The organism is Kitasatospora saccharophila, from assembly GCF_039529925.1.
In the GTDB taxonomy this organism is placed as follows: domain Bacteria; phylum Actinomycetota; class Actinomycetes; order Streptomycetales; family Streptomycetaceae; genus Kitasatospora; species Kitasatospora saccharophila.
In genome coordinates this window covers 1-661 of record NZ_BAAANS010000176.1, presented here as the reverse complement: position 1 = coordinate 661, position 661 = coordinate 1, and the positions used below count along the sequence as shown (strand labels likewise).

The window sequence follows — 661 nt, the reverse complement described above, 5'->3', positions numbered from 1 at the left end:
GACATGTCGAAGGAGAACGAGACGGTGTGCGCGATCCGCAGCCGACGGCCGCCGGCCGAGGCCACCACCGGGTCGAAGATCGCCTCCCGGTGGTTCAACTGCATGTTGGTCAGACCGTGGTAGGGCGTCACCACCCCCTTCGGCCGACCCGTCGAACCCGACGTGAAGATCACGTACGCCGCCGCGTCCGGCTCGTAGGGCACCCGGTAGGGCTCGGCGGGGAACGCGGCCAGTTCGGCCCGGACGGAGGGGTCGTCGAGCAGGACGGTGCCGGGGTGGGCGGGCAGCAGGGCGGCGGTGGCGGAGTCGGTGACCAGGACGACGGGGGCGGCGTCCTCCACCATGAACGCCAACCGGTCCGCCGGATAGTCGAGTTCGAGCGGCAGGTACGCCGCACCCGCCCGCAGCACCGCGAACAGCGCCGCCACCATCTCCAACGAACGCGGCAACCCCAACGCCACCACCGACTCCGGACCCGCCCCCCGCGCCGCGAACAACCGCGCCAACCGGTCCACCCGCGCGTCCAACTCCGCGTACGACCAGGACTGCGCACCGAACACCAGCGCCGTCTCCTCCGGCACCGAAACCGCCCGCTCCGCCAACAGCTCCGCCACCGACGCCGACGGCAACTCCCGCCCCGTCGAAGCCCACTCACCCAACA

1 protein-coding gene is annotated in these 661 nt (G+C 71.9%); it reads right to left on the bottom strand.

All coding sequences use genetic code 11. The annotated features are described in order from the left end of the window. Positions 1 to 614: AMP-binding protein (locus ABD345_RS40040; protein WP_425556971.1), on the bottom strand; the 614-nt coding region annotated here is incomplete at its 3' end. Between the last annotated feature and the right edge of the window lie 47 nt (positions 615 to 661).